This is a genomic window from Pseudomonas sp. PDM21, from assembly GCF_014852505.2.
In the GTDB taxonomy this organism is placed as follows: Bacteria; Pseudomonadota; Gammaproteobacteria; order Pseudomonadales; family Pseudomonadaceae; genus Pseudomonas.
Genome location: NZ_CM181223.1, coordinates 3,906,699 through 3,924,416, shown reverse-complemented (window position 1 = coordinate 3,924,416; position 17,718 = coordinate 3,906,699). Strand labels below are relative to the sequence as shown.

16 protein-coding genes are annotated in these 17,718 nt (G+C 65.6%); 5 read left to right on the top strand and 11 right to left on the bottom strand.

The genetic code is table 11. The features are described 5' to 3' along the window. Positions 1–9 precede the first annotated feature (9 nt). Genes IB275_RS17900 through IB275_RS17890 form a run of 3 tightly spaced genes read right to left on the bottom strand, consistent with a single transcriptional unit; the run spans position 10 to position 5,173 of the window. On the bottom strand, positions 10–1,194 hold the full coding sequence (locus IB275_RS17900; protein ID WP_192294725.1) for an acetyl-CoA C-acyltransferase: 1,185 nt from the start codon (positions 1,192–1,194) through the stop codon (positions 10–12). A 46-nt stretch (positions 1,195–1,240) separates the two neighbouring features. Beyond that, positions 1,241–3,352 carry a 3-hydroxyacyl-CoA dehydrogenase NAD-binding domain-containing protein gene (locus tag IB275_RS17895; RefSeq protein ID WP_192294724.1) on the bottom strand — a complete coding sequence of 704 codons (2,112 nt, stop codon included), beginning with the start codon at positions 3,350–3,352 and terminating at the stop codon, positions 1,241–1,243. Between the two features lie 36 nt (positions 3,353–3,388). Then, positions 3,389–5,173 (bottom strand): acyl-CoA dehydrogenase, encoded by a 1,785-nt coding sequence (locus tag IB275_RS17890; RefSeq protein ID WP_192294723.1) that lies wholly within the window; start codon positions 5,171–5,173, stop codon positions 3,389–3,391. A 218-nt stretch (positions 5,174–5,391) separates the two neighbouring features. Here IB275_RS17890 and IB275_RS17885 point away from each other — a divergent pair, with 218 nt between their 5' ends. The 3 genes from IB275_RS17885 (at position 5,392) to IB275_RS17875 (ending at position 8,844) form a co-directional block, all read left to right on the top strand. After that, the gene (locus IB275_RS17885) at positions 5,392–6,951 is read left to right on the top strand and encodes an arylsulfatase (RefSeq protein WP_225607780.1); all 1,560 of its coding nucleotides are present in this window, start codon (positions 5,392–5,394) and stop codon (positions 6,949–6,951) included. A gap of 95 nt (positions 6,952–7,046) precedes the next feature. Beyond that, positions 7,047–8,333 (top strand): histidinol dehydrogenase, encoded by a 1,287-nt coding sequence (hisD, locus tag IB275_RS17880; RefSeq protein ID WP_192294722.1) that lies wholly within the window; start codon positions 7,047–7,049, stop codon positions 8,331–8,333. 79 nt (positions 8,334–8,412) lie between these two features. Continuing rightward, positions 8,413–8,844 carry an acyl-CoA thioesterase gene (locus tag IB275_RS17875; protein WP_192294721.1) on the top strand — a complete coding sequence of 144 codons (432 nt, stop codon included), beginning with the start codon at positions 8,413–8,415 and terminating at the stop codon, positions 8,842–8,844. A gap of 15 nt (positions 8,845–8,859) precedes the next feature. Here IB275_RS17875 and IB275_RS17870 read toward each other — a convergent pair whose 3' ends face one another. Further along, the gene (locus tag IB275_RS17870; protein ID WP_192294720.1) at positions 8,860–9,201 is read right to left on the bottom strand and encodes a hypothetical protein; all 342 of its coding nucleotides are present in this window, start codon (positions 9,199–9,201) and stop codon (positions 8,860–8,862) included. 140 nt (positions 9,202–9,341) lie between these two features. On the opposite strand from IB275_RS17870, the gene IB275_RS17865 reads away from it, so the two are divergent. Next, positions 9,342–10,115 carry an ABC transporter ATP-binding protein gene (locus IB275_RS17865; protein WP_192294719.1) on the top strand — a complete coding sequence of 258 codons (774 nt, stop codon included), beginning with the start codon at positions 9,342–9,344 and terminating at the stop codon, positions 10,113–10,115. Positions 10,116–10,168: 53 nt separating this feature from the next. On the opposite strand, the gene IB275_RS17860 is transcribed toward IB275_RS17865, so the two are convergent. From IB275_RS17860 to IB275_RS17850, 3 genes are read right to left on the bottom strand one after another with little or no spacing between them, the layout of a single operon-like run. Beyond that, positions 10,169–10,519: a hydroxyisourate hydrolase gene (locus IB275_RS17860; protein ID WP_192294718.1), complete on the bottom strand. Its 351-nt coding sequence runs from the start codon at positions 10,517–10,519 to the stop codon at positions 10,169–10,171. Next, entirely contained in the window at positions 10,516–11,025 is a 510-nt protein-coding gene (locus tag IB275_RS17855) for a nucleoside deaminase (RefSeq protein ID WP_192294717.1), read from the bottom strand. The genes IB275_RS17860 and IB275_RS17855 overlap by 4 nt, the downstream gene beginning before the upstream one ends. Positions 11,026–11,081: 56 nt before the next feature. After that, positions 11,082–12,419 (bottom strand): nucleobase:cation symporter-2 family protein, encoded by a 1,338-nt coding sequence (locus IB275_RS17850; RefSeq protein WP_192294716.1) that lies wholly within the window; start codon positions 12,417–12,419, stop codon positions 11,082–11,084. A gap of 175 nt (positions 12,420–12,594) precedes the next feature. Between IB275_RS17850 and IB275_RS17845 the strand changes: the two genes are divergently transcribed. Then, on the top strand, positions 12,595–13,509 hold the full coding sequence (locus tag IB275_RS17845) for a LysR family transcriptional regulator (protein WP_081518219.1): 915 nt from the start codon (positions 12,595–12,597) through the stop codon (positions 13,507–13,509). 46 nt (positions 13,510–13,555) lie between these two features. On the opposite strand, the gene IB275_RS17840 is transcribed toward IB275_RS17845, so the two are convergent. From IB275_RS17840 to IB275_RS17825, 4 genes are read right to left on the bottom strand one after another with little or no spacing between them, the layout of a single operon-like run. Further along, positions 13,556–15,181: an alpha/beta hydrolase gene (locus IB275_RS17840; protein WP_192294715.1), complete on the bottom strand. Its 1,626-nt coding sequence runs from the start codon at positions 15,179–15,181 to the stop codon at positions 13,556–13,558. Continuing rightward, a complete protein-coding gene (locus tag IB275_RS17835; RefSeq protein ID WP_192294714.1) occupies positions 15,178–16,374 on the bottom strand; it encodes an MFS transporter in 1,197 nt (398 codons plus the stop codon). The genes IB275_RS17840 and IB275_RS17835 overlap by 4 nt, the downstream gene beginning before the upstream one ends. 1 nt (position 16,375) lies before the next feature. Continuing rightward, positions 16,376–16,567, bottom strand: a complete 192-nt coding sequence (locus tag IB275_RS17830; RefSeq protein WP_138216809.1) for a hypothetical protein — start codon at positions 16,565–16,567, stop codon at positions 16,376–16,378. Next, positions 16,564–17,715 (bottom strand): PepSY-associated TM helix domain-containing protein, encoded by a 1,152-nt coding sequence (locus IB275_RS17825; RefSeq protein ID WP_192294713.1) that lies wholly within the window; start codon positions 17,713–17,715, stop codon positions 16,564–16,566. The genes IB275_RS17830 and IB275_RS17825 overlap by 4 nt, the downstream gene beginning before the upstream one ends. Positions 17,716–17,718 lie beyond the last annotated feature (3 nt).

Below are 17,718 nucleotides of genomic sequence, written 5' to 3'. Positions count from 1 at the left end.
GCAACTCCATCAGAGCACTTCGAACAGCCCGGCGGCACCCATGCCGCCGCCGACGCACATGCTCACCACGACATAGCGTACGCCCCGGCGTTTACCTTCCAGCAGCGCGTGGCCGACCATTCGCGCCCCGCTCATGCCGTAAGGGTGGCCGATGGCGATGGCGCCACCATTGACGTTCAGTTTCTCGTTGTCGATGCCCAGCTTGTCGCGGCAGTAGAGCACCTGGCAGGCGAAGGCCTCGTTGATTTCCCAGAGGCCGATGTCGTCGACCGTCAGGCCGTGCCGCTTGAGTAACCTGGGGATCGCCAGCACGGGGCCGATGCCCATCTCCTCGGGCTCCAGGCCGGCAACGGCGATGCCACGGTAAAGCCCCAGTGGCTGCAGGTTGCGCTGCTCGGCGAGGCGCGCATCCATCAGCACGCAGGCGCTGGCGCCGTCGGACAGCTGGCTGGCGTTGCCGGCGGTGATGCACCCGTCTTCGAGCACCGGCTTCAGCCGGGCCAGGTCGTCCAGGGTGGTCTGTGGGCGGTTGCCTTCGTCCAGGCTGAGGCTGACCTGTTCGCGGCTTATCAGTCCGGTTTGCTTGTCGGTGACTGACTTGCGCACTGACACCGGGACTATCTCCGCATTGAACAAACCAGCCTGCTGCGCCCGCGCGGTGCGCTGCTGCGATTGCAGGGCGTAGGCATCCTGCGCCTCGCGGCTGATGCCGTAGCGCTTGGCGACCAGCTCGGCGGTCTGCAGCATCGGCATGTAGGCGTGGGGGACGTTGGCCAGCACCCGGGCGTCGTGGTGCTCGCCGACCCAGTCCATATGGCGGTTCTGTACCAGGCTGATGTGCTCCTGCCCGGCACCGAGGGTGACCTGCATGCCATCCACCATGATCTGCTTGGCGGCAGTGGCGATGGCCATCAGCCCGGAGGCGCACTGCCGGTCCAGGGTCTGGCCGCTGACCGACACCGGCAGGCCGGAGGCCAGCACGCTCATGCGGCCGAGGTTCCAGCCGGCGGTGCCGGCGGGCATGCCGGTGCCCATCACCAGATCCTCGATTTCCGCCGCCTCGATTCCGGCGCGCTGCACGGCGGCGCGGATGGCGAAGGAGGCCATGCTCGGCGAGGTGGTGTCGTTGAAGGCGCCACGAAACGCCTTGCCGATGGGCGTGCGGGCGGTGGAGAGAATGACGGCGTCGTTCATTGCGGTTCCTTGTCGGTAGAGGCCGCCCCATGGGCGGCCGCGAAGGTCAGAGCTTTCCGATACGGGTCTTGCCGGCGGCGACCAGTCGCTCCAGCAGTGGGGCGGGCTGGAACCACATCCGGCCGTAATCGCCGAGGGTGTCGCGGTAGTGGCGGATGCCTTCGAGAACAGGTTTCAAGCCCAACTGTTCGGCGTAGTGCATCGGGCCGCCGAGCCAGGCCGGGAAGCCGTAGCCGTTGATCCATACCAGGTCGATGTCGCCGGCGCGCAGGGCGATGCCTTCGTCGAGCAACTGGATGCCTTCGTTGATCAGCATGAACAGGCAACGGTCGTGGATTTCCTGCTCGCCGATGGCGCGACGCGGGACGTGCAGCTCGCCCGCGAGTTTTTCGGCGATGGCAATGACCTCCGGGTCATCCTGGCGCTGGCGTCCTTCATAGAGATAGAACCCACGCGCGGTCTTCTGACCGAAGCGACCCAGCGCGTAAAGCGCGTCGCCCAGCTTGTAGTAGCTCGGGTCATGGGCGAACGCCGCGCGGTTGGCGTCGCGCACCAGGAAGTTCACGTCGACGCCGGCGAGGTCGGTCATCGACAACACTCCCATGTTCAGGCCAAGGCCGGTCAGCACACCGTCGACCCGGGCCGGCGTCGCGCCTTCGAGCACCAGGCGATGGGCCTCGCGGTTGTAGGGTTCGAGCATGCGATTGCCAATGAAGCCGAAGCAGATGCGCGAGACCACGGCGACTTTGCCGATACGCCGGGCCAGCTTGAGCACGGTGGCGAGTACGTCCGGCGCGGTGGCGCTGCCACGCACCACTTCCAGAAGGCGCATGACGTTGGCCGGGCTGAAGAAGTGCGTGCCGACCACGTCCTGCGGACGACGGGTTACGCCGGCAATCTGGTCGACGTCCAGGCTGGAGGTGTTGCTGGCAAGGATGGCGCCGGGTTTGCAGACCTCGTCGAGGGTGCGGAATACCTGCTGCTTGATCTCCATCTTCTCGAACACCGCTTCGATCACCAGGTCGGCGTCGGCGATGTCGGCGTATTCCAGCGTGCCCCGCAGCAGCTGCATGCGCTGCTCCAGTTGCGTCGCGTCCAGCTTGCCGCGTTGCACACTGATCTCGTAGTTCTTGCGGATGTTCGCCAGGCCGCGTTCCAGCGCTTCGGCCTTCTGTTCCAGGAGAATGACCGGGATGCCGGCGTTGACGAAGTTCATGGCGATGCCGCCGCCCATGGTGCCGGCGCCGATGACCGCGACCGTGTTCACTGGGCGCAGCGGGATGGACGCTTCGATGCCGGGAATCCTTGCGGCCTCGCGTTCGGCGAAGAACACGTGGCGCAGCGCGGTGGACTGTGCGGAGGCTTCGGCCTGCTTGAACAGGGTCTCTTCGCGCTTGAGACCGTCATCAAGTGGCAGGAGGCATGCCGCTTCCACGGCAGCCAGTACCAGGCGTGGCGCCAGGCGGTCCTTCCAGCGGGCCTCGTGGCTTGCCAGGTAGGCCGGGAAGAAATCGGTGGACAGGTCGGCACCCGGTCTGGCGAAGCGCGGCGCTGGCTGCGCAGGCGAGTGCTCCGCCAGCAGGCCTGCGGCGAACCTTCGACAGGCCTCAAGCAGTGTCGCGGGCTCGGCAACGACGCGGTCCACCAGTCCCAGCTGCAGCGCGCGTGCGGTGCCGATGGGCTGGCCGGAGATCATCAGGTCCAGCGCCGCCTCCACGTCGATAAGGCGCGGCAGGCGCTGGGTGCCGCCTGCGCCGGGGAGCAGGCCGAGGTTGATTTCAGGCAGGCCAAGGCGGGCATCGCGGCTGGCGATGCGGTAGCCGCAGGCCAGCGCCAGCTCCAGGCCACCGCCCAGGGCGGTACCGGAGATGGCTGCGATAATCGGCTTTTTCAGCTGGGTCACGCACTGCAGCACGTCGGGCAGGGAAGGGGGCGCGAAGGAGGCCTCGCTGCCGAACTCGTTGATATCTGCGCCGGCACTGAACAGGCCGGCAGCACCCTGCAGGATGATGGCGTGCACGGCAGCGTCGCTGCCTGCCTGCTGCAGTGCTGCAAGCAGCGCGGCGCGCAGCGGTTGGCCGAGAGCATTGACCGGAGGGCGGGACAGCGAGAGAAGGGCGATGCCGGCTTCTACTTGGTAGCTGACGAGTGGGTTCATGATGACTCCGCTTGAGGTGATCGAGAGACGCGCCGGTCAGAACCAGGCGTCTTGCATGTCCAGGCTCGCGCTGTTGCCTTCGAGCAGTAGGCGTGCCGTTCCGGCGAGAGGAGCCAGCTCCCAGTCCATGAAGTAGCGCGCGCCCTGCAGCTTGCCCTGGTAGAAATACGCGTCATCGCCCTGGGCGCCATTACGCAGCGCACGGTTGGCGATCAGCGCCATGCGCAACCACAGCCAGCCCACCAGCACGCGGCCGAAAAAGTCGAGGTAAGCACTGGCGTTGCTCAATCCGGCCTCGGCGTGTTTTTCGACCTGCCGTTGCAGCGAATGGGTGACTTCCTCGAGCAGACCCAGGGCAACCTCAAGTTGCGTCATGAGTGGTCGGCAAGGGTTTTCGGAGGAGGCTTGCCGCAGGTCGCTGCGCACTCGCTCGAGGAAAAGCCGATAGCCATCGCCGCCGCGTGGGCCGAGCTTGCGGCCGAGCAGGTCGATGGCCTGGATGCCTTCGGTCCCCTCGTGGATCGGGTTCAGGCGGTTGTCGCGGTAGAGCTGCTCCAGTGGGTATTCGCGGGTGTAGCCGGCGCCACCAAGCACCTGGATGCCCAGGTCCGAGGCCAGGGTGGCATAGCGCGAGGGCCAGGACTTGACCATGGGCGTGAGCAGGTCGAGCAGCTCGGCTGCATCGCGCCGCTGTTCCGGGGTCGGGGCGGTGTGGGAGTCCTCCACCAGGCTGCTGGCGAACAGGCACAGCGCCAGGCTGCCCTCGGCGTAGACCTTCTGCTGCAGCAGCATGCGCCGTACGTCCGCGTGCTCGATGATGCGCACTTGCGGTTGCAGTGGGTCCTTGTTCCCGGGCAGGCGGCCCTGCGGCCGTTCGCGGGCATAGGCCAGCGCATGGTTGAAACTCTGGTAGCCGAGGCTGGCAGCGGCCAGCGCCACGCCGATGCGCGCCTCGTTCATCATCTGGAACATGTAGTTCAGCCCCTGGTTGGTTTCACCCACCAGGTAGCCGACCGCGCCATCGACTTCGCCGAAGCTGAGCACGGTAGAGGTGGTGTTGCGATGTCCCATCTTGTGCAGCAGGCCGGCCAGGGCGACGTCGTTGCGCTGACCGTCCAGCCACTTGGGCACCAGGAACAGGGAAATGCCGCGGACACCGGCCGGCGCGCCCTCGATGCGCGCCAGGACCATGTGCACGATGTTGCCGGTCAGGTCGTGGTCGCCGCCGGAGATGAACATCTTCTGCCCGAACAGCCGGTAGCTGCCGTCCGCAGCAGTGCGCGCGCTGCTGCGCAGGTCGCCGAGGGCCGAGCCTTGGCCGGGCTCCGTGAGCGCCATGGTGCCGCTGCAGCGGCCGTCCAGCATGGCGGGCAGGAAGCGCTCGCGCAGTTCCCGGCTGGCGAAGCTCTTCACCAGGTTGGCGGCGCCGATGGTGAGGAAAGAGTAGGCGGTGGTGGCCACGTTCGCCGCGTTGAAATAGGCCATGCAGGCGCGCAGTACCACTTCCGGCAACTGCAGGCCGCCATCCTCGGCATCGTGATGGGCGGCGAGGAAGCCGGCGTCAGCGAAGGCGTTCCAGGCGTCGCGGGTTTCCTCGATCAGTCGGACGTGCTCGCCGTCGAAGGTGGGCTCGTGTGCATCGGCTTTCTGGTAGTGCGGGGCGAAACGTTCGGTGGCGATGGCACGGGCAGTGGCGAGGGCGCCGGCGAACACCTGGCGATCATGCTCGGCGTAGCGCGGGCGCTGGGTCAGGGCTTGGGTGTCGAGCAGTTCATAGAGCAGGAAGTCGAGATCGCGCTCGTTGAGCAGGGGTACGGCCATATCGTCCTCGTCGGCAACTGACGGTGACCAGCCGGCAGGCTGGTCTGGACGCAGTGAAGCGGAAAGCGTCTGCGCAGGCACCCACCCCGGAATAGTGGGTGGGGTGACCCACTCCTCAGGAGTGGAAGGCAGGCCGTCTGGAATTGGCTAGGTTTGCCGGTACGCGCTGGCATTGCGTTAGGTTGCTGCAGCGAACAATAAAACCAAGGAGAGCGTTGATGAACCTTGCAAGACGATGGCTGGGCGGCCTGGTGATGTTGATATCGCCACTGCTGGCGGGAGCGGCGGACAAGCCGAACATCCTGGTGATCTTCGGCGACGACATCGGCTACTACAACCTCAGCGCCTACAACCAGGGCATGATGGGCTACGAGACGCCCAACATCGACCGCATTGCCCGCGAAGGGGCGCTGTTCACCCATGCTTATGGCGAGCAGTCATGCACCGCCGGGCGCTCGGCCTTCATCCTCGGCGAGCATCCCTTTCGCACTGGCCTGCTGACCATCGGCATGCCCGGATCCGAGCACGGCATTCCCGACTGGGCGCCGACCATCGGTGATGCCATGAAGCAGCAGGGCTACGCCACCGGGCAGTTCGGTAAGAACCACCTGGGTGACCGTGACCAGCACCTGCCCACCAAGCACGGCTTCGACGAGTTCTTCGGCAACCTCTACCACATGAACGCCGAAGAAGAGCCGGAAACCTACTACTACCCGAAGGATCCGGAGTTCCGGAAGAAGTACGGTCCGCGTGGTGTCATCCATTCCTATGCCGACGGTAAGATCGAAGACACCGGCCCGCTGACACGCAAGCGCATGGAAACCATCGACCAGGAATTCCTCCAGGCCACCGAGAACTTCATCGAGAAATCGCACAAGGCCGACAAGCCCTTCTTCGTCTGGTTCAACACCACCCGCATGCACATCTGGACGCATTTGAAACCGGAGTCCCAGGGCAAGACCGGAATCGGCATCTACCCCGATGGCATGGTCGAGCACGACGGGCAGGTCGGCGAGTTGCTGAAGAAGCTCGACGAACTGGGCATCGCCGACAACACCATCATCGTCTACACCACCGACAACGGTGCGCAGAAGGTCAGCTGGCCGGATGGCGGTTCGTCACCCTTCCGTGGCGAGAAGGGCACCTCCAACGAAGGCGGGCATCGTGTGCCACTGTTGGTGAAATGGCCGGGCGTGATCAAGCCTGGCAGCCATTTCAACAACCTCATCGCCCATAACGACTGGATGCCGACACTGGCCGCCGCCGCGGGCGATCCCGACCTGGTCGAGGAACTGGCCAAGGGCCGTGAGCTCAACGGCAAGCAGTTCCGCGTTCACCTGGATGGCTACAATTTCCTGCCGTTCTTCAAGGGCGAGGCCAGGGAAAGCCCGCGCCAGGAGTACTTCTACTTCTCCCAGAACGGTGAACTCAACGCCCTGCGCTGGAAGGACTGGAAAGTCGCCTTCGCCAGCGTCGATGGCTCCATCGGCTCTGGCTCGCGCAAGGTCACCAACTGGCCGGTCACCACCAACCTCAAGGCCGACCCCTTCGAGACTGCCCGCGAAGAATCGCCGCTGTCGGTGCGTTGGGCCGCCGACCAGATGTGGCTGTTCGTGCCGGTGCAGGCGGAAATCCAGAAGTTCATGGCGACAATCCCGCAGTACCCCTTCCAGGAGGGCGCCAGCCTGAACCCGGCGAACATCAACTACCAGAGCCTGCAGATCAAGCGCGCCCTGATGCAGTTGCAGAAGCTGACCCCGCCACCCACTGCCAACTAATACCGCCTGACACAGCGCCCCTCGTGTAGCCACGGCTGCGCGACGGCGGCGCTCGTCCTGGCGAAAGCACTCATCCGTCCCAGCAGGTAATGACCATGATCAGGCATCTGAAGAACTCCAAGCCCCAGCAGGTGAAGCTGGAAATCAATGCGCAGGTGCGCGACACCGTTTCCGGCATCCTCGCCGACATCACCGAGCGCGGGGACCAGGCGGTACGGGAATACTCCGAGAAGTTCGACAAATGGGCACCGCAGAACTTCCGCCTGACCCAGGCGCAGATCGACGCCTGCGTGGCGGAACTGTCGGAAGAGACCCTGGACGACATTCGCTTCGCCCAGGCCCAGGTTCGCCGCTTTGCCCAGGTGCAGCGCGATGCCTTGCGGGACGTCGAAGTGGAAACCCTGCCGGGCGTGGTGCTGGGCCACAAGAACCTGCCGGTCAACAGCGTCGGCTGCTATATACCCGGCGGCAAGTATCCGCTGGTGGCTTCCGCGCACATGAGCGTGCTGACCGCCAAGATCGCTGGCGTGAAGCGCGTCATCGCCGCTGCGCCGCCGTTCAATGGCAAGCCCTCGCCAGCCATCGTCGCCGCCATGCATCTCGCGGGGGCTGACGAGATCTACTGCCTGGGCGGCGTGCAGGCCATCGCCGCGATGGCACTGGGCACTGAAAGCATCGCTCCGGTGGACATGATCGTCGGGCCGGGCAACGCCTTCGTTGCCGAGGCCAAGCGTCAGTTGTTCGGCCGCGTGGGCATCGACCTGCTGGCCGGTCCGACCGAAACCCTGATCATTGCTGACGAATCCTGCGACGCCGAACTGGCGGTCGCCGACCTGCTCGGCCAGGCCGAGCATGGCCCCAACTCGCCGGCCATCCTGCTGACCAACTGCGAGGCGCTGGCCCGCGCGGTGCCGGCGGAGATCGAACGCCAGCTGGCCAAGCTGGAGACCGCGCCTATCGCCCGGGTAGCCTGGGAGGAGTATGGCGAGATCATCCTCTGCGACACCTATGAAGAAATGGTGCGCGAGGCCGACCGCATTGCCTCCGAGCACGTCCAGGTGATGACCCGCGACCCGGACCATTTCCTCCAGCACATGACCAACTACGGCGCGCTGTTCCTCGGGGCTCGCACCAACGTGTCCTACGGCGACAAGGTCATCGGCACCAACCATACCCTGCCTACCAGCCGGGCTGCCCGTTACACCGGCGGCCTGTGGGTCGGCAAGTTCATCAAGACCTGCACCTACCAGCGCGTGCTTACCGACGAGGCTTCGGCCCTGGTGGGCGAGTACTGCTCGCGCCTGTGCGCCCTGGAAGGCTTCGCCGGACACAAGGAACAGGCCGATATCCGCGTGCGCCGCTACGGCAAGACCCCGGCCTGAGGCCGTGCGCCGGATGCTTTCAGTGAGGGCATCCGGCCAACCCGTTGAATCCCAATCCCTCACCGCTGGAGTCAGAGCGATGAAACCCGTCGTCAGCCTTCGTGAAAGCTACCCGCATTTCCTGTCCATCCCGACCCGCTGGATGGACAACGACGTCTATGGTCACGTCAACAACGTCAATTACTACAGCTACTTCGACACCGTGGTGAACGAGTACCTGATGCGCAAGGAGGTGCTGGATTTCACCGATGGCGAGGTCATCGGCCTGGTGGTTGAAACCCAGTGCAACTACTTCCAGTCCATTGCCTTCCCGGATGTGGTGGACGCCGGTCTGCGGGTGACCAAGCTGGGATCATCCAGCGTGCGCTACGAGATCGGCCTGTTCCGTGAGGGCGAGCGCGAGGCGGCGGCACAGGGCCATTTCGTCCATGTCTATGTCGGCCGCGAGTCGCGCCGGCCAGTGAGTCTGCCGGACGGTTTGCGGCGAGCGCTGCACCTGCTGGTTCCCTGAGTCGCTTTCTGCCGATCAGTGGCCGGGAAAAGCGGAGATCATCCAGGTGATACCGGCGGCGTTGATTGCGGTGAAGACCAGTGCGGTGAGGAACGCCGTGTCCGCCACGTGCAGCATCCGGCGTCCGCGGCGCATGCGGTGGGTGCGCAGGCTCCAGTAGGAGCTGAAGGCTGCGACGAGATAGAACAGCAGGTTCACCGCCACCAGGTCGTCGAAGATCAGGTTCTCCTGACGCAGGGTGATGACCACGCGGATGATGCCGATCACCGTCAGGCATACCCCGACCATGGTGGCGGAAACGGAAAAGATGTGTACGCAGACGTCGTCGTCCAGCGTCGGGGAAGTGGGTTTGTACATTGAGGCTGCATCCCTTGTGAGGTGGCACTTCGGACACAATGGCCAGATCAGGTTATCGCCTGCTTATGCGTGAAAGGGCTGCCCTGACGGACGGAGCATGGTAGAAGAGGTTCTCTTTTTCTCCACCAGCTGACCCCGCCATGATCGACTTCAACAACGTCACCGCCTACCAGCAGCAGACCCGCGTGCTGGACGGCTTCTCCCTACACATCGGCGAAGGCGAGAAGGTCGCCATCCTCGGCCCCAACGGCGCCGGCAAGAGCACTCTGCTCAAGTTGATCAGCCGCGAGCTTTACCCGGTGGATCGCCCGGACAGCTCGCTGAATCTGTTCGGCCTGCAGAACGTCACGCTCTGGGACCTGCGCAGCCGCATCGGCTTCGTCTCCCAGGACCTGCAGGAGGACTACACGCCGTTCACCCAGGCGCTGGATGTGGTGATCTCCGGTTTCTTCGGTGCCATCGGCAGCCATGGCCACCTGCAACCCACACCAGAACAGGTCGAAAAGTCCCGCGAGATGCTCGCCGCCGTGGAGATGGGCGACTATGCCGAACGCATGTTCCAGCGCCTGTCCACCGGCCAGAAGCGTCGCCTGCTGCTGGCCCGCGCACTGATCCACGAGCCCCGCGCACTGATCCTCGACGAGCCGGCCAACGGCCTGGACATGGGCGCCAGCCTGCAGATGCTAACCCTGCTGCGGCGCTTCTGCGGGCCTGAGCACGCGATGATCATCACCACCCACCATCTGGACGAGATCATCCCGGAGATCGAGCGCGTGGTGCTGATCGCCAATGGCAAGGTAGTGGCCGACGGGCCAAAGGCCGAGATTCTCACCAGCGAGCACCTGTCGGCCCTGTACCAGGCGCCGCTGAAGGTGACTGAACAGGACGGCTGGTATCGCTGCTGGCATGCCTGACCGAGCGCAGGGGCTTCGCCCGATAGCGAAGCCCCGCTGCATCGTTGCGTGGCTCAGGCTCCGCCACGGAAGCAGGAAAGGCCCCACGCGGTGAGTTTGAACGGAAGGTGATAGTGCTGGTGCGCATCGCCGATGCCGAAGCGGTAGATCAGCTCGTCGAGAAAGGGCGTGTCGGGCAGCGCAGCTCCGGCTGCCCGGTAGAAATCGGCGACCTCCAGGCGCACTTCGTAGACCCCGCTGCCAAACTGCTCGGCGAGCGCCTCCAGCCCTGGCAGCAGGCCTCGCTCATCGATGCGGCCGTGCAGGATGACGCTGCCATCGTACCGCCCCACGCTCAGTTCCAGCCCTTGCGCGACCCGACCGCTGGCGATGTCGACGACATGGATGGACAGGCCGCCATTCATTCCCAGAACCCCACATGGGCCGTCGCGGCTTCGTCCTCCAGCATTGGTCCGTGCACGTCGATCACACGCTGGCCACGGGCAAAGACTTCCCGGCAGGGCAGGGAGAAGGTCGGGTTCTCCGGATGTGCGCCAGTCAGGCCCAGCAGCGAGTGCTCGGAGAGCGCGTAGACCACCCGACCGATGCCGGTCCAGTAGATCGCCCCGGAGCACATGCAGCAGGGTTCGGCGCTGGTGTAGAGCGTGCAGTTTGCCAGTTCCTCTGGGCTCAGCTGACGCGCAGCAAGGGCGGCGGCCACCAGTTCGGCGTGCTGGGTTGGGTCGCCTTCGGGCGGCATCGAGTTGTTGCCGGCGCTGGCGATCACCCGGCCCTGGGCGTCGGCTACCAGTGCGGCAAAGGGATGGCGCCCGCGTTCACGGGACTCCTCGGAAAGGCGGATCGACTGGCGCAGCAGGTCGAGGTCGAGATCCGACAGTCCGGCAGGAGTGAGCTTGCTGAAGTGAGTCATGGAAGTTCCTTGGGCAGTGAAGTGGTGCGTGCGCCCGGAGGCGCACGCCGGATGGATCACTCGGTGGCGCTGGCCTGTCCGGCGGGTTCGGCGGTAGCGCTCTTGTCGTTGTTGAGCAGCAGGTTGAGCAGGATGGCGGTAATCGCACCGAGGAAGATGCCGCTCTCCAGCACCAGCTTGAGCGGGCCGCTGGCGTGTTCGAAAAGGGCCGGGAAGGACATCGGCAGTACGCCCACGCTGACCGAAACCGCGACGATGATGCCGTTGCGGGTGCCTTCGAAACGCACGCGGGAGAGTTCCTGGATGCCGGCCACGGTAGTCATGCCGAACATCACGATGGCGCAGCCGCCGAGTACTGGCGTGGGGACTGCTGCGATCAGTGCGCCGAGCTTGGGGAACAGCCCCATCAGCACCATGATTGCGCCGGCGGCGGCGACCACGAAGCGGCTCTTCACGTTGGAAAGGGCGATCAGCCCGGTGTTCTGGGTGAATGCGTTGTAGGGGAAACTGTTGAAAATGCCGCCGAGCAGGGTCGACAGGCCGTCGGCACGGAAGGCATTGCCCAGGGTGCGCTGATCGGTCGGCTTGCCCACCAGCTTGCCGATGGCCAGGCAGTTGCCGGTGGTCTCGGCCATGATCACCAGCATCGCCAGGACCATGATCAGGATCGGTGTGAGGGAGAACTGCGGGACACCGAAGGCCATTGGCGGGCTCAACTCGAACCAGGCCGCTTCGCCCACCTGGCCGAAATGGGTCATGCCGAAGGCAGCAGCGAGCAGGCTGCCGGCGACCAGCCCGATCAGCACACTCAGATTGCCGATAAACCCTGAGAAACGCGCATAGATCACCAGGGTGATCGCCACCGTGGCCATCCCCAGCAACAGGTTGGCCGGTTTGCCGAAGTCCTCCGATCCCGGGTTGCCGCCGCCCAGCCAGATAGCGGCGGCGGGCATCAGCGAGATGCCGATGATGGTGATCAGGCTGCCGATGACCACCGGCGGAAAGAACCGCAACATCCGGCTGAACACCGGCGCGATGGCGATGGTGATGGCGCCGGCGGCGATCACCGCGCCGAACACTTCCTGCAGGCCGAACTGCTTGCCGATCATGATCATCGGCGCCAGGGCGATGAAGGAGCAGCCCTGGATCAACGGCAGGCGAGCGCCGAAGCGCCAGAAGCCGAGGGTCTGGATCAGCGTGGCGATGCCGGAGGTGAGCAGGTTGGCGTTGATCAGCGTGACGATCTGCGCCTGGGTCAGGCCCAGGGCGTTGCCAAGGATGAGCGGCACGGCGACGGCGCCGGCGTACATCACCAGGACGTGCTGCAGGCCGAAGGTGAAGAGCTGCCGCAGGGGCAGGATCTCGTCCACCGGGTGAACGCGGGTAAGGCTCATGTCATGAATCTCCTGAAGGTGCGGCTCTTGTTGTTATTACGGGCGCCCGGAGTGACACGCAGCACAGTGGTCGGGGGCAGCTGCTGCCGATGTCGGAAGGAATATTCCTGCGAAATAAGCGATGGAACAAATGAATAACCATCGCTAGCATCGATAGATCGAAGGGAGATCAGCCATGCGCTTTTCGCTGGAGCAGTTGCAGGTGTTCGTCACGGCGGTCCAGGCCGGGTCCTTTTCCGCCGCGGCGCGGCGTCTGGGGCGGACGCAGTCCACGGTCAGCGCGGCGATCGCCAATCTGGAGACGGACCTGGGCGTGGAACTGTTCGACCGCTCCAGCCGCATCCCGGCTCTCACCGCTGCCGGCCGCAAGCTGTTGCTGCAGGCAGAGGCGGTACTGGAGCGCTGCTATGCGCTGGAGGGCAGCGCCGACAGCCTGGCGGAACAGGTCGAGCCTTCGCTCACCCTGGCCATCGAAGTGCCCTACGGTTCACTGATCCCGGTGCTGCGCGAATTCGACGCCGCATTCCCCTTCGTCGACCTGCTGATCCGCCACCCCGTGCACGGTGATGTCAGCGAGTTGGTGCTCAAGGGGGAGGCTGACCTCGGCGTGGCGTTCTCCCAGCCGGAGTACCCACAGGAGCTGGCCTTCCAGCAACTGGGCAAACTGATCATGGCCCACGTCTGCCATGCGCAGTTCGCGCTGGCACAGCGCGAACGGGTTGGCTTCGCGGACCTGCATGCGCACCGTCGGCTGGCCTTCGTCGCCCATGCCCACAAGCTGCCCAGCAGCGAATACCTTCGCGCCGCCCAGGTCTGGCAGGCAGAGAGTTACCTCGCGCTGGTGGAAATGGTCCGTGCCGGCCTCGGCTGGGCAACCCTGCCGAGGCAATTGATCCAGCGCGAGCTGGCGGCGGGCGAACTGGTGGAGTTGCAGCTGGAGGCCTACCCGCACACGGACTGGCTGGTGGGCGTCGACCTGCTCTGGCAACGCCGGCGTCAACCGGGCAAGGCCGAGCGCTGGCTGCGCGAGTGCCTGCAGCGCAGCAAGGTGTTCGAGCTGGATCGGCGCGGCGTGTCCACGACTTTGTGATGGCGTCTGCGGCTAAAGCAGTCGGTCGGTTGCGCCCGTCAGACTTTCAGCGGCCCCGCGCCTGACGCTGGGCGTGCATCGCGCGTATGCGCTCTTCCCACTGGATGCGTTCGAGCTCTGGCAGAGCGTTCCACCACTGGCTCACCGCGCGGTTGCTGTAGGGCTCCAGCCAATCGGACCAAGGTGCGACCTGAGCCTGCGGGAAACCGTTGTCGAGGCCGCGCAGGTAGTGGTCGAAGAAGCCCAGTACCAGCGCCGCCGGTGCCTCGATCAGAACGTCAGTGGGTGCGCTGCCGATGAGCTTGTCGCGCAGTGGGCGGCGCATGTACAGCGCATTGTCGGTGAGGCCCGCATGCAGAGCGTCGCGCAGTACCAGGCGATGGATGCGCGGGTTCTGCCCGGCGTGTTGCAGGTTCTCGTAGGAGAAGTCGTTGAAGCTGCGCGGCCGGGACGGCGGCGTGAGGCCGAGCATGCGGTAGAACAGCGACAGGTCCGAATGCAGCATCAGCAGCGGCACTGGCAGGTCCTTGTCAAAGGGCAGGAAGTCGAAGTCGCCACCGTCCAGATTCACCGCCGCCGCGCAGCGCTTGTCCACCAGGCAGACGGCGCCGCTGGTGGAGCCGCCGAAGGACATGCCCATCTCGCCGGTACGGGTGAAGTCGCTGGCGGCCACCAGGTCGGCCACATTCGGCGGCACTTCGCCGGCCTGCAGGCGGTCGTGGACGAACAGCCGGTCGGCCAGCCAGACCGGTGCGCTGAGGTGGATGGCGCGGTCGGCTGGCGGCGTGGTTTCGGTGGCGAAACGCAACTGGCCGTCGAGGCGGCGGGCCAGGTCGTCCTCGCCGTAGCCTTGCAGCAGAAGCGGCGAGAAGCCGTGTTCGAAGGCGTAGCGCAGGTGTTCGTAGAGTGCCGGGTCAGTCGGTGCTACCTCGCCGTTGGGGAACTGTGTGGGAGACGCGTCACCGGTGTGCTGCACGGAATAGACCGCGTAACCGTTGCTCGCCAGCTCCTCCATGATCCGCCCGTTCATGCCGGCGAACGAGCCATAACCATGGCTGTAGAACACCACCGGCAGGCGACCCAGGTCGGCGCGAAGCGGCGCGTTCTCAAAAGAGTTGGTCCGCAGATGACGCAAGTACGTGAGCAGAGGCGGGAAATGGAACAGCTCGCCGAAGCCGCGCGCGGTGCTGCGCGATTCGGCGGCGCTGAAGTAATTGCGTGGTTTGCTGCCCGCCACTGGCCGGGCTGGATACCAGACCCGCACCAGCAGGCGCCGGGCCTTGCCGGCAGGCGCGCCGAGCACTCCGGTACGGCTGGCGTCGACCAGTTCGAAGTCGCGTACGCCGACCTGATAGGCCCCGCCCGGCTTGGGCAGAGGCGAAACCGGGAAGCAGTACAGCGCGGCGACCGCCACGCCCGTCAGCAGGGTGAAAAACAGCCCCGACCAGAGCGGGAGCCGCGCCGGACGCTTGCGCCGCACCAGCAGGGCCAGCACCAGCAGCAGGGCGACCACGGCGCCGGCACCCGCCTGCCATCGGTCGTCCCATACGTCAAATAGCGCCGTGACCAGAGCGAGCAGGGCGGCGACCATTGCCAGGGCCCGACGCCGCAGCCACCAACCCAGCAATGCAATAGCGAGAAGGGCCAGCAGCACGACGTCCGCAATAGTCATGCAGTGGCGCTCTTGCGCGGCAGCACGGTCCAGGCGACGCCGAACAGCAGCAGCGCGGCGACCAGTACATAGGGTGCGCGGCTATCCAGCTGGTGCAGCAGGGTGCCCAGCAGTGGGCCGCTGATCATGCCCAGACCATGCACGGCCACGAGGCTACCCGCTGCGGCACCCTGTTCGTCGGCTTCCACGGCATTGGCGTTGAGCGCCGAGACGGCAGGGAAGACCCAGCCCATACCGGCGGCAGCGACGAAGCAAGAGGCATAGAGCATCCAGGGCGCCATGGCGAAGCACACCGTGGCGAAACCCAGCGCGGAGACAGTGCCGCCAACGCCGATCAGGCGCAGCGGCGCCCAGTTCAGCTTGCGCACCAGCATCTGCGCGCAGATCAGCGCCACGCCCACCGAGGTGAGCGCGATGCCGGCGACGCGGGCGGCATCGGCCGGTGGCAGCTGCAGGCGGTCGAGGGCGAAGAAGCCGACGGTCATCTGCGCCACGGTCACGCAGACCATGGCGATGAAGCCCAGGGTGAGCGAGCGGCGCAGGCGCTTGTCGCTGATCGCCAGCGCCGGGCCCTTGCGTTCGCTGACGCGCTGGCTATCGGGCAGCCAGCGCCACAGAACGGCGAACGCCAGCAGCGGCAGCAGGCAGGTGAGCAGCAGCGGCAGGGCCAGACCGAGCATGGCCAGCAGACCGGCGAAGCTCGGGCCGACCACCATGCCTACGGCACTCGCGGCACCCAATCCGGCCATGGCCGAAGCGCGCTTGTCCGCGCTCACATGGTCCGCGACCAGCGCCGCCGAGCAGGCCGGCACGGCCGCATAGAAACCGCCCGCCAACCCCCGCAGTGCGACGATGCCGATGAAGGCGGGCAGCGGTGACATCGAGGTATTCAGTGCCAGCGCCATGAAAGCGCAGAGCAGCGCGTAGGTCACCGCGAAGCCGGCCAGGCCGCTGAGCAGCACGCGGCGGCGGCCGAGTCGGTCGCTGGCGATACCCCATACGCGCGCCATGAGCATCCACGCAATGCCGCCGACTGTGACCGTCATCCCCGCCTGCCAGGGCGCCAGGCCCAGGGTGCGCGCCACCGGGCCGATCAGCGCGACGAAGGACATCACCGCCACCGTGCAGACGAAGGTCTCGAACATCAGCGGGCGCAGGTTGAGGGTGGGCGCCTGGGGCGGCATGGCGGTCATTTCAGCGTGGCTCCTTGGGACGACGGGGCATTCTCATCCATACAAAGACGATCAGCAGCAGCGGAACACCAAGGGAAATCCACGACAGCAGGTCGAAAACCCCATCGCCCAGCAGCGCCGAGAGCAGCCCGAAGGTGCTCAGCACCGCCAGCGCGACGGGCCAGCGGAAGATCATCCAGAGTCCGCGTCTCATGCCTTTGCCTCCGTCGCCAGGCCGCCGGAATCCAGTTCCGCCAGGCGCTTCTCGATGGGCGTACGGCGCCTGCCGAGCCACAGGTACAGGCCGCTGGCGAGGATGACGATGCTGACGATATCCAGCAGTGCCCAGACGATCTTCAGCGGCATGCCGCCGTAATCGCCGAAGTGCAGTGGCTGGGATAGCAGCAGGGTCTTCACGTACAGCGGCATTTCGCGCATGTCGGTCAATTCGCCGGTTTCGGCATCCACCAGCGCGGGCTTGAGCAGGCGTTCGGTCAGCGGCGTGTTGCCACGCATGAATACCGCGTAATGGTGCTGGCTGCTGAACTGTGTGCCGGGGAAACCGACGAAGCTTGGCTTCATGTCCGGCGCCGCCTGGCGGGCGGTTTCGATGGCCTTGTGCAGCGAGCCGAGCTGTTCCAGCGGCGGCAAGTCCTTGTAGGGCGCGGTCATCTCGGCCAACTGGCCGCCTTGCCAGAGCATGAGGATCGGCAGCGCCAGGGTGTTGATCACTCCAGTGACGCCCACCACCAGCACCCAGGCGAGAGTGACGATACCCAGCACGTTGTGCAGGTCCAGCCACTTCAGTCGAGAGCTGCGCTGCGAGCGCACGGTGGCGAAGTCCAGCTTGCGTATGAAGGGCGTGTAGACCACCACGCCGGACACCAGCGAGGCCACCAGCAGCAGCCCCATGAAACCCAGGAACAGGTAGCCGGGCAGGCCCATGAACAGGTCGGTGTGCAGCTTGAGCATGATGTACATGAAGCCGCCCGGTGGTGGCAGCGGATCGAAAAACTCCCCGGTGCGAGCGTCGAACGGCTGGATGTGGCCGTTCTCCGGCGGCGGCACCAGGGTCGGAGCGGTGAGGACCGCGCCCAGCGGATCGTCCTGCTCCCAGAACACGAAGCGCACCACTTCGCCGGGCCGCTTGGCCAGGGCGCGAGCCACCACGTCGTCGTAGTCGATCTTCGGCGACTGCTCGGTGAGCGGCTTGAGCTCCGGGTGTGGCTCGAAGTAGTGCTCGATCTCTTCGTGGAAGATCAGCGGCAGGCCCGTGAGGCAGAGCATCAGCAGGAATACCGTGGAGATCAGGCTGGTCCACTTGTGCACCAGGTACCAGGTGCGGAGGGCTTTGGCGGTCATCGT

Excerpts from the sequence above, each read along its gene's own strand:
- IB275_RS17855 (WP_192294717.1), bottom strand. The coding sequence starts at position 11,025 with ATGACTCACTTCAGCAAGCTCACTCCTGCCGGACTGTCGGATCTCGAC.
- IB275_RS17860 (WP_192294718.1), bottom strand. The coding sequence starts at position 10,519 with ATGAATGGCGGCCTGTCCATCCATGTCGTCGACATCGCCAGCGGTCGG.
- IB275_RS17885 (WP_225607780.1), top strand. The coding sequence starts at position 5,392 with ATGAACCTTGCAAGACGATGGCTGGGCGGCCTGGTGATGTTGATATCG.
- IB275_RS17895 (WP_192294724.1), bottom strand. The coding sequence starts at position 3,352 with ATGAACCCACTCGTCAGCTACCAAGTAGAAGCCGGCATCGCCCTTCTC.
- IB275_RS17875 (WP_192294721.1), top strand. The coding sequence starts at position 8,413 with ATGAAACCCGTCGTCAGCCTTCGTGAAAGCTACCCGCATTTCCTGTCC.
- IB275_RS17835 (WP_192294714.1), bottom strand. The coding sequence starts at position 16,374 with ATGACCGCCATGCCGCCCCAGGCGCCCACCCTCAACCTGCGCCCGCTG.
- IB275_RS17825 (WP_192294713.1), bottom strand. The coding sequence starts at position 17,715 with ATGACCGCCAAAGCCCTCCGCACCTGGTACCTGGTGCACAAGTGGACC.
- IB275_RS17830 (WP_138216809.1), bottom strand. The coding sequence starts at position 16,567 with ATGAGACGCGGACTCTGGATGATCTTCCGCTGGCCCGTCGCGCTGGCG.
- IB275_RS17890 (WP_192294723.1), bottom strand. The coding sequence starts at position 5,173 with ATGGCCGTACCCCTGCTCAACGAGCGCGATCTCGACTTCCTGCTCTAT.
- IB275_RS17870 (WP_192294720.1), bottom strand. The coding sequence starts at position 9,201 with ATGTACAAACCCACTTCCCCGACGCTGGACGACGACGTCTGCGTACAC.
- IB275_RS17840 (WP_192294715.1), bottom strand. The coding sequence starts at position 15,181 with ATGACTATTGCGGACGTCGTGCTGCTGGCCCTTCTCGCTATTGCATTG.
- hisD (WP_192294722.1), top strand. The coding sequence starts at position 7,047 with ATGATCAGGCATCTGAAGAACTCCAAGCCCCAGCAGGTGAAGCTGGAA.
- IB275_RS17865 (WP_192294719.1), top strand. The coding sequence starts at position 9,342 with ATGATCGACTTCAACAACGTCACCGCCTACCAGCAGCAGACCCGCGTG.
- IB275_RS17900 (WP_192294725.1), bottom strand. The coding sequence starts at position 1,194 with ATGAACGACGCCGTCATTCTCTCCACCGCCCGCACGCCCATCGGCAAG.
- IB275_RS17845 (WP_081518219.1), top strand. The coding sequence starts at position 12,595 with ATGCGCTTTTCGCTGGAGCAGTTGCAGGTGTTCGTCACGGCGGTCCAG.
- IB275_RS17850 (WP_192294716.1), bottom strand. The coding sequence starts at position 12,419 with ATGAGCCTTACCCGCGTTCACCCGGTGGACGAGATCCTGCCCCTGCGG.